7 protein-coding genes and 3 pseudogenes are annotated in these 9662 nt (G+C 62.0%); 5 read left to right on the top strand and 5 right to left on the bottom strand.

Annotation, left to right across the window (positions count from 1 at the left end; translation table 11 throughout):
• Nucleotides 1-188: 188 nt before the first annotated feature.
• Nucleotides 189-374, top strand: coding sequence for an IS3 family transposase (locus H2510_RS18305; RefSeq protein WP_186629706.1), 186 nt, complete (start codon nucleotides 189-191; stop codon nucleotides 372-374).
• A 219-nt stretch (nucleotides 375-593) separates the two neighbouring features.
• A pseudogene (locus H2510_RS18300) lies at nucleotides 594-906 on the top strand (integrase core domain-containing protein); the annotation flags it as partial.
• Between the two features lie 332 nt (nucleotides 907-1238).
• Here H2510_RS18300 and H2510_RS18295 read toward each other — a convergent pair.
• The 3 genes and pseudogenes from H2510_RS18295 to H2510_RS20940 all read right to left on the bottom strand — a co-directional run.
• Nucleotides 1239-1724 (bottom strand): DUF6301 family protein, encoded by a 486-nt coding sequence (locus tag H2510_RS18295; protein ID WP_186629705.1) that lies wholly within the window; start codon nucleotides 1722-1724, stop codon nucleotides 1239-1241.
• Nucleotides 1725-1797: 73 nt separating this feature from the next.
• Nucleotides 1798-2094 carry a hypothetical protein gene (locus tag H2510_RS20945; RefSeq protein ID WP_261393035.1) on the bottom strand — a complete coding sequence of 99 codons (297 nt, stop codon included), beginning with the start codon at nucleotides 2092-2094 and terminating at the stop codon, nucleotides 1798-1800.
• Between the two features lie 72 nt (nucleotides 2095-2166).
• Nucleotides 2167-2367 (bottom strand): annotated as a pseudogene (locus H2510_RS20940) (AAA family ATPase); the annotation flags it as partial.
• A 483-nt stretch (nucleotides 2368-2850) separates the two neighbouring features.
• Between H2510_RS20940 and H2510_RS18285 the strand changes: the two are divergent.
• Nucleotides 2851-3354: a DUF6301 family protein gene (locus tag H2510_RS18285; RefSeq protein WP_186629704.1), complete on the top strand. Its 504-nt coding sequence runs from the start codon at nucleotides 2851-2853 to the stop codon at nucleotides 3352-3354.
• 249 nt (nucleotides 3355-3603) lie between these two features.
• Here the strand turns inward: H2510_RS18285 and H2510_RS18280 are convergent.
• Both H2510_RS18280 and H2510_RS18275 read right to left on the bottom strand, forming a co-directional pair.
• A pseudogene (locus H2510_RS18280) lies at nucleotides 3604-4580 on the bottom strand (transposase).
• 1220 nt (nucleotides 4581-5800) lie between these two features.
• Nucleotides 5801-8158, bottom strand: coding sequence for a DEAD/DEAH box helicase (locus tag H2510_RS18275; protein ID WP_315901422.1), 2358 nt, complete (start codon nucleotides 8156-8158; stop codon nucleotides 5801-5803).
• Nucleotides 8159-8588: 430 nt separating this feature from the next.
• Between H2510_RS18275 and H2510_RS18270 the strand changes: the two genes are divergently transcribed.
• The gene (locus H2510_RS18270) at nucleotides 8589-8792 is read left to right on the top strand and encodes a cold-shock protein (RefSeq protein WP_084345600.1); all 204 of its coding nucleotides are present in this window, start codon (nucleotides 8589-8591) and stop codon (nucleotides 8790-8792) included.
• Between the two features lie 175 nt (nucleotides 8793-8967).
• Complete coding sequence (locus tag H2510_RS18265; RefSeq protein ID WP_186629702.1) at nucleotides 8968-9555, top strand: hypothetical protein; 588 nt, start codon at nucleotides 8968-8970, stop codon at nucleotides 9553-9555.
• Nucleotides 9556-9662 lie beyond the last annotated feature (107 nt).

Genomic DNA, 9662 nt, shown 5'->3' with positions numbered 1-9662 from the left:
ACCGAATTACCCTCTACCGGGCGGTATTCCGAACATCGTTGGATTTTCGGCGATTACTACCGGGACCCCTACTGCGACGCCCGCAACCGTCTGCCGTCGAAACGCGCGATTCGCGACGAGAGCTGATGGCCGAGATCGTCCGGGTGTATGAGGCGAACTACTCCGTCTACAGCACGCGGAAGGTGTGATTGCAGTGCCGTCGTGAGGGCATCGAGGTGACGCGCTGCACCGTCGAGCGGTTGATGGGTGAACTCGGACTCGAGGGCGCGCGACGCGGCAAGCAGAAACGGACCACCCTTGCTACTCCGCAGGCCGATCGTGCTGGCGATCTGGTGGAGCGCAACTTCAACCCGGAAGCATCAAATATGTTGTAAATAGCGGATTTCACGTGTGCCTCGACATGGCCGGGGGGTGGGGGCACCGCCCTGCACGGAGTGCTCGGGGGAGACGTCGAGTTCGTGATTGATGCGTTCTCGCAACGGATCCAGGGTTGGCGCAGTTCGACGACTATGACGACACCGTTGGTCCTCGACGCGATCGAACAACCGATCTGGACCCGTAGACGTGAGGGATTCACCGACCTGGCGGGGCTGATCGACCACAACGACCGCGGATCCCGGATTTCGGTCGCGCGCCTTCAGGGAAATGTTGGTGGACAATGATTTACAGGGATCGACGGGGCGGGTGGGTGCATGCGGCGACAATGCCGCGATGGAGTCGTTCTTCGCGCTCCTGCAGCGCAATGTCCTCGATCGCCGCCGGTGGGACACTCGGGACGAGTTGCGATCAACGATCGTCACTTGGATCGAGCGGACCTACAATCGGCGACGTCGTCAACGGGGGCTCGAGCGACTGACCCTGGTCGAATATGAGACCCTCGATCAGAGGCTTCACTCGCGGCATTAAACTACACACCCCCGCGAGTCAACCGTAATCACGGCAGTCCCGTAATTACGGTTGACCCGGTCCGCAGTGTATTGACCGGAACCCGTGTAGATGAGGTCGATTCCGGTGTGCTCGGCAAAGTAGTTGCCGCGATCTCACCCTGAAGCCCACAACAGCCATCATCGACCTCGCGTGGCGACGAAGCCCACGAGAATGAGGACCCCGCTACCCTCCCACTCGCCCGAATCACCGAGTAACTAGCCACCATTCGATGTGAGTGGTCCAATTCGCGTGGAGGAGCGCAAACCTGTTTCCGCACCGGATGCGACCTCGATCGGATGCGACCTCGATCGCTAGTCCTCATCCTCCGGTTCGGGCTCATCCAACCATGCCTGGTACCCCGGACTCGTCAGACTCAGGTGGATCGCACTGGGGCTCGTACTGAGTTCGACGACCACTTTGGGCAGGTCCCATCGGAGAGCTGCTTCTGGTCCGGGTTCGGCGCTCGTGGCTGTCCCCAGGAGTGCGGTAAGTGCCACATCGAGGTTCGTGAACCCTTCGTCCAGCAGCGGGCGCACCACTGTCATGGGCGTAGCGTCATCTGCCAGATCCGAGACGAAGATCAAGATCAAATCCATTCTGGGTTGCCGCCCGAACATGTGCGCATCCGGCCGGTTGACATGAAAGTTCGTCCGTATCGAGGCGCCACCTTGCCTGAGTTCGCCGAGCTCCCATCCAGCCTGTGCGCAGAAGGGTTCCAGGTCGTCGACGGCCCAGGTCCAGTCGAATTCGGTAGCGAGGCGGGCGATCCGGGTGGCGCCTTCGATGTCGACGTGCATGTGTGGAGGCTAGTCCTCTCTGTTCGAGTGCGGCGATACTGGCAACGGTTGGCCGACATGCGACCGGGCAGAGTCAACGACGCCACCGTTTCTTGCCCGACACTCGCATATAGGTGGCAAGGTCGTCGAACGCACCATCACTGTTCCCGAATTCGACCACCGTGCGTGCCGTTTCGGACCACCCCGCAGTACTGGGCTGAACACTGGCCCGTGCGGCGAGGATGTCGGCGTTGGTGATGTAGCGAAGATTCCCAGTGCTCATCGAGTCGTCCATGGCGGACTTGGCGGCTTCATCGCACAGATAGGCGACGTCCGCACCGGAGAACCCGTCCGCGGCGGCGACGACTGGCGCGAGATCGATTCCCTCCATCGGCTTCCCGCCGAGATGGGACCGGACGATGGCCGCGCGTGCATCAGGGTCCGGCGGGGTGACCAACAGCATCCGATCGAAGCGTCCCGGGCGACGCAGCGCCGGGTCGACATCCCACGGCAGGTTCGTCGCACCGAGAACGAACACGCCATCGTTGCTACCACCCGCCGAATCAAGCTCCGCGAGCAACTGATTGACGGTCTGACGTATCGAGCCTGCATGTCGCAGGTGGGACCACTTCTGACCCAACGCATCGATCTCATCGAGAAAAAGGACGCACGGGGTACTTGGAAGGCGACCGACTGATCACGATCGAACTCAAGAAGCTAATGGATGGCTCCTCGTCCGCAGAGCCGGTTTATTACCAATGGCAGGAGGATCCAGTGAGTGCCACCGCCTGATCAAGGACAGCTTTAGAGGCCCGATCGTTCGAATCGGCATCAGGTAGTTGGCTCGGTGGCCTGGTCCAGGCAGGGTTGCACGATGTCGCCGCGATCGGGCAACTTGCTGTTCCAGTACCTGCGGTTGCTGCCCTGCTACCAGGGTTCCGGCCCCTCGAAAACCGGCAAACGAATCATTGACAGTCAACGTCGTGCAGCACACGCCGCCGCCCGGACAGATCGTCTCGGATGAAGAACGACTCCGCGGCATGACTTACCTGTGAGTACTTGGCCCCGTCGTGATGTGGGAGGCTACGACCGCCTTGACGGCCACCACCGAACCACCAACTCTGACTACGAGAGAGAGCCGTAAAAGATGCGAGCAGATATCGAACGCGCTGCCCAGGCGGTGCGCGCGGCCGCTGAGTTCGACTGGACGTGGACCGTCAATGACCTGCCGCCGTTCTGCGGTCAGGTCGGCTGGCAGTTCAGCGGCCTCGATGAGCAGGTGCCAGCAGCGGTGACCAATCTCGAAGTCAATCGCCCCGATGTGTCGGTGTACGTCGCGGACATATCGACAACCGACTTGTCGCGAGCGATCAATATGCTCGCCTTCTGTGCCAGTGATGTGGTTCTCGGTCGGAGCGACTTGGAGCCTGAGCTGGATGAAGTTTTCAATACACTCGTGCAGCGGATGTTCGAACTGCTCGGGCAGCGGCCCACGGATTGGTGGATCGAACCGACCCGCGGCCTGCGCTGGGACCTTCCGGGCCTGGTGGTTACGGCTGAGATCGGCGTCTCATCGGTCTGGGTGTATCTGGTCAGTCCTGCGTACCAGCAATGGAACGACGAAATCGAGCAGAGCGCCGAAGATGAGTAGAGGTGAGGTCGGTTGAGGCTGCGGCCGGTCCGACTCGCTGTCATTCCCGAAAATCGATAGCTTGCGCAGCTCGCACTAGCCTCGATCTTTCGTGAGTCCCGCGTGCTGGCCTGAGCGGCTTCGGACTGGGTGTCTCGATCCAGGGAACGTGTTCGTCCGTGAACGAGTACCCGACGCGGTCGGGTGACGTCGGGTCAACGGCCCCGAATGTGGATTGCCTTTCGCCTGGGTCGAGCAGGTTGACGCAGGTCAGGTCGGAACCGGTAGCGCAGCGAGGCGCCCGAGTCCGGCGGCCAGCAGGTCCACGTGCGGTGCGTGCGCGGACGTCTCAAGTGAATACGGCGGGCATGCCGGGCGATACGGCTGGCGATCGAGAGCAGACGCAACCGCAGGCGTTGGGGTTCCCAGCGGAGTGCCGGATCATGTTGAAGGCGAGCATCTGCGTCCACGCAGTCAGCTCGCACGCCAACTGCACGACCGCCAGCCAGATCCGGTTCTGGTCAAACCCGTGCAGCGGAAGGCTCTGCAGTCCGGTGTCTTTCGTGGTCCGGATGCGGTCCTCGCAGCGCGCCCGCCTCCGGTGCCGTAGTTCGAGATCGGCAGCTTGCCGCGAGTGGTGGTGGCGGCGAACGCGGTCAGTCTCAGCCCGTCGGTATCGGTGAATCGCAACTGCGCACCGGGGTGCGGTCGTTCCTTCTGGACGATCACCCCCATCCCGGTCGGCTAGCCCGAAAGATCCAGTAGGCCGGTAAGTTCGGCGACCCAGGCGCCGTCGCGGACCTTCCCGTCGGCGTCGTAGGCCGGGGTCCACACCTCCTTCAGGATCATCGCGATCTTGGCGGCCATCGCGTCGGTGAGTGAGAACCCGATCGAGTACCCCAGGTGGCGTTTGGTCAGGTTCGTCGGCCGCCGCCCAGGCGTGGGCCCGAGCGGTGCGGCGTGCGGTGTTGATCACTGCGAGTGCTTTCGGGGCGTCGGCGACCAGGCGTGAGACGGCCGGGTCGGAGGCTACCCGGCCGAAGACCCTCCGGGTGGTTGCGCAGTTGGGCGATGTCGGCGAGGCAGTCGCCACCGAGTGCGAGGGTCACCGCGAGGTCCAACACGATCTTGCCGGGATCGTGGCTGGCCAGCGGCTTGCGCCACGGTGCCAACCCGGTCGACAGAGCGGTGGTCAAGCCGGTTTTCTCGGCGGTGCGCAGCAGCAGGACTGTGCCGGCGTGCGACACGACACCGGTTCCGGTGGCGTCTACGGACGTGTGGGGGTAGGCGCGGGTAGGCTAGCTCACCTGGATGGTGCTCCTCGAACTGGTGTTGATTCAACTATCGCAAGTCGAATTATCCCAGTTCAGGGCACCATTCTTCGTTTATGACACGGACTTCCGCTCAGTCAGCGTGAAAGCGCGAGGTTAATGGGTGATCTTGTGGTCGGTAAGGTAGATCAAGCGTGAGTCGTGGACTGTGAACGTTGTCGGATCTTGCGAATGTTGTTTCGCGATGGCGAAGACCTGTAGCGGAAGTTTTATCCGCGATCCAGGCTTTGCGTACGTGTGTATATGCCCAGTCCAGCTCGCGCTGAAAGGCGTTGCGGCGGCCGGTGGGCCATCCTGTGCGGTCGATGGTGAGCCTGCACAGGATCGGGGGACGGTTCCGGCTGAGGCGTTGTTGTGGATGCAAGGTGACGGTGAGTAAATTTCCATCCTCGGATAGTGGTTCGCTCCAGCGTAATTCGGTGCGGCCTCCGGGGACTGACATGGCAGTCCCACTCCCTGCGCGGGATCTACGGCGAGTGTCGGTGTCGGTGTCGGGATTGCCGTCGGAGACGATTTCGGTGGTGACCGTGCGGTCTACTAGCACCAGGCGGTGGGGAATCCCGGAGATGGTGGTGCCGTCGAGGGTGGTTACGCGGTCACGAGAACTCGAGGGATTGTCCCGTAGAGACTTTCGGTCGCAATCGGTACCGTGCTTGATGGGTCCAGTCCCCGAGCTGAAAGTCGGGGACCGGTCTTCTGATTCCATGTTCCATGGGAAGACGCGAATCGAACAACCGGAACACAAGAAAGTTGCGGCGTCACGATCTGGTTTGGTCCATCGTTCGACCTGACGCGCGGTGATCGGGGTCGTCGTGCCATCGGTCTCGATGAGGAAAGCTTCTCGATCTCCGGAGATGGAGCCACGACGGTAGGCGGCGAGGTTCTTTCCATAGATTTGTCCACTCCAGTTCGAGGGGCTGCTGTGTCCGGTGAATGATCACATGGACGATGATCCGTGCGAAGTCGACAGTGGTCTCACCATTGGCTTGTACGGGTTGACCCATTGGCATAGCCGATTCAGCAGCGGTGTCCTCGACTCCCCCAGATTGATCTGTTCATTGGCACATCCACAGAAGGCGCGCGTTGACGCTGCAGTGCTTTGCCCAGTCGTCTGCGGACTCGCGGTAGTAGCTACCTCAACGCGGCCCGGCCCGGAGGGCACCGAGTACCGTTTCCAACACCACGACGGCGCCAGGCTTGTCCAGCGGATCGTTACCGTTGCCGCATTTCGGTGACTGAATGCAGGACGGACATCCGGTCTGACACTCGCATGATTCGATGGCATCCTTCGTTGCGGCCAGCCATTCTCGGAGCGCGCTGTGCCCCCGGTCGGCGAATCCTGCACCGCCGTCGTAACCGTCGTAAACGAAGATCGTGGGTAGCCCGGTGTCCGCGTGCAGGGCCGTCGACACGCCGCCGATGTCCCAGCGATCGCAGGTTGCAATGAGCGGAAGTAGGCCGATGGCAGCGTGTTCCGCGGCGTGGAGTGATCCCGGGAATCGTTCCGCCGGTATCCCTCTGGCCTCGAGCAGCTCCGGTGTGATCGTGTACATCACCGCGCGTGTGTCCAATGTCTGTTCGGGCATGTCGAGATCGATGGAATCGAGGACCTCGCCGGAGTGCAGACGTCGAAGATAGCCGACCACCTGATGGGTGACGTTCACCTGGACGAGCGCGGTGGTCACCTCGCCGAAATCCTGTTGGGAGTGCACGGCCGTGACTACGATGTCGGTTCTCTCGCGGGCAGAGGTACTCCAGTCGGGCTGCTCCGGGTGGACGAGTGCTAATCCGTCCTCGAGATCCAGCTCGTCGACGACGAACGATTCACCCTGGTGAATGTGAACGGCGCCGGGATGTGCTGTGGCAGGGGCTCGGCCACCATCGACGGTCCCGAGCATGCGACCCGAGCCGCCGTCGACGATGGCGACCTGAATGCCGATGCCGCCGCGTATGTTCACGGCGGCATGCGGAGTCCGTTTCTGGCCCTCGGGTGTGATGAACCATCCGTGCGGCCGTTTGCGAACCAGCCCGTCGGCAGCCAGAGCGGTGAGCATCGACTCGGCCTGCAGCTCCACTGCCTCTTCGGCGGTGATCGGTAATTCTGCTGCAGCGCACAGCATTTGCGGGCGAAGAATGTACGGGTTGGTCGGATCGGTGACCGTCGCCTCGATGGGCTTGTCCAACAATGCTGCGGGATGGTGAACCAGGTACGTGTCGAGTGGATCGTCGCGGCCGACGAGGACGACGAGAGATCCCTCTCCTCGCCTTCCCGAGCGGCCGGCCTGCTGCCAGAACGAGGCGACGGTCCCGGGAAATCCTGCGACGATGACAGCGTCGAGACCGGCGATGTCGACGCCCAATTCGAGAGCGTTGGTCGTGGCGACGCCGAGTAAAGTGCCGTCGGAAAGATCCGACTCCAATTTCCGTCGATCGTCCGCGAGGTATCCCGCACGGTACGCGGCAACGCGAGTTGGTAGGTCTCGATCGACGTCGGCGAGTAGGCGTTGAGTGCCGAGAGCGGTGACCTCGGCTCCTCGCCTGGATCGGACGAATGTCAGTGTGCGAGCGCCTTCTATGATGAGGTCGGCCATGATGCGCGACGCTTCAGCGCCTGCCGATCGGCGAACCGGCGCCCCGTTCTCGCCCTTGATCGCTTTCAACAGCGGCGGTTCCCACAGTGCCACTGTGCGGGGGCCGTGCGGAGATCCGTCCTCGGTGACCTGCGCGCAGGGAGCGCCGACGAGGCGGGTGGCCGCTGCTCCCGGATCGGCCGTCGTGGCACTCGCCAGAACGAAGGTGGGTGTGGCACCGTAACGCGCGCAGATGCGTCGAAGGCGCCGAAGTATCAATGCGACATTGGAACCGAAAACACCACGGTAGTAGTGGCATTCGTCGACGACGACGAATTTCAAGTTCCGCAAGAATCTCGCCCACCGCTCGTGCGCGCCGAGAATTCCGATGTGCACCATGTCTGGGTTCGTGAAAATCCAGCGTGCATTGGCGCGGGCCCACTGTCGCGTCTCGATGGGGGTGTCGCCGTCGTACGAGCTCGGGAAGACCTCACTCGATTCCGGTGCTTCGGTGCGTAACTCGTCGGTGATGGAGATGGTGCTGCGTAGTTGGTCTGCGCCCAGTGCCTTCGTCGGTGCCAGATACAGTGCCGTCGCGCGGGGTTCGTCGAGAAGCGTCGACAAGATCGGCATCTGGTATGCCAGTGACTTTCCCGAAGCCGTACCGGTGGACAAGACGACGTGCTGACCACCGATGGCAAGTGTCGCGGCGTGAGCCTGATGGCTCCACGGTCGGGTGATTCCTCTGGAAATCAGCGTGCGGCTTACTTCGGGCTTCAGCCACGACGGCCAGTCGACGAATTGCGAAGCCCGCCCCGGTAACTCCGCGATGTGGGTCAACGGATCCTCGCCGGAGGGGGTGCCGGCGAGCACTCGGTCCAGTAGTGCGCGACCGTAGCTCTGCTGTGGAACCGGTTGGGTCACGTGCTCTCCATACTTGAAAATCGAACGAACAGCATACATTTGCGAGGGCCGCGACCTGCGGTTTTCATGCTATCGGTCAGCCGGTTGGTCACCTGCAGTGGGACGGTATCGCTGCTGGTGAAGGCATACGACGGTATCGTCGGGCGGCTCCGTGGTCATCAAGATCGACAAAATGTTCGGAAAGTGCGCATTCTGACTGTTGCGATTGCAGGGAACATGGTTCACTTGCCTTGGTCGCAGCTTCTGTGTTCGTTTCACGTTCGCAGAAACTAATGTTGCGAACGGTGTGCTTTTCAGAGCATTTCCTGAAGGGATCTCTGTTTTGCAGGGGTTCTCACGAGGGGGATTCAGGAAGTACAACGGTCGGAACCGGCCCGGTGGACTGTATGCGCCGTCCACCGCATCCGGTGTTAGAAAGAGAAGGAACAGCATGGCACAGGGAACTGTGAAGTGGTTCAACGCCGAAAAAGGCTTTGGATTCATCGCACCAGAAGACGGGTCCGCTGACGTCTTCGTTCATTACTCCGAGATTCAGGGCAACGGATTCCGTACCCTCGAGGAGAATCAGCGCGTCGAGTTCGAGGTCGGCCAGGGCACCAAGGGGCCTCAGGCAACCGGAGTTCACGCGGTCTGATCGACAATCGCCCGCAATGCGGGTCGAGTCGACAATCATCATCCCCCTCTTACGTTCGCATTTTCTGCGAACGACAAGAGGGGGATGAGTTGTTTTCGGGTCGGTGCGTCATCTGCTCGAGCGAAACGCGCACATGAGGCGCCGGTTCGCCCGGCAATGTCCTACTGTCCACACTGTGAACCAGCTGTCGTTCTTCTCCGCCGAGTCGTTGCCCCCATCGGTGACCGACTTGAGCGGACTGCTGGCGTCGACCGGACAGGTCGTCGTGTCAGCTGCGGGCGCGCGTATATCTGTCGTCGTCGACAGTGAATGGCGCGCCGCCGCGATCGCCGATCTGATCGCCGAATGTGGGTTGGTCTCGGAATTGAGCCGGTCGGAAGAAAATCGCCCACTGGTTCGTACCGCATCGGTCGCGGACCTGGCACCGCTGGCCTCGCTGTGGACCAAAGGCGCGGTGAAGGCGATGCCACCCGGCTGGGTTCCCGGATCCCGTGAGTTACGGGCCTGGGTTCTGGCCTCCGGCAAGCCGGAGGCCGACGGCGAACGTTACGTCCTCGGCCTCGATCCGCACGCCCCGGAAACACATGCCCCGCTCGCGCAGGCCCTGATGCGTGCCGGAATCGCGCCAACCCAGATAGGCACTCGCGGACCGACGCCGGGCCTGAGAATTTCCGGGCGAAGGCGCATGATGAGGCTGGTCGAGAACGTGGGCCCCCCTCCGGAAAACGCGGACGCTCGTGCCAGCTGGCCGCACGCCGACTAGGTCGTTCAGAAGCCGATCTGCGAGAATTTCGACGGCGTATGTCACTCTGTTACCAGGCGGACCGAAAGAAAATGTCGGATTCGACCGGTAAAAATGCACACGGAGTG

Origin of the sequence: Rhodococcus sp. BP22 (assembly GCF_014281965.1) — a bacterium.
GTDB lineage: Bacteria > Actinomycetota > Actinomycetes > Mycobacteriales > Mycobacteriaceae > Rhodococcoides.
Note: the sequence above shows the minus strand (reverse complement) of the source record. Positions and strands in the feature narration are given on the sequence as shown.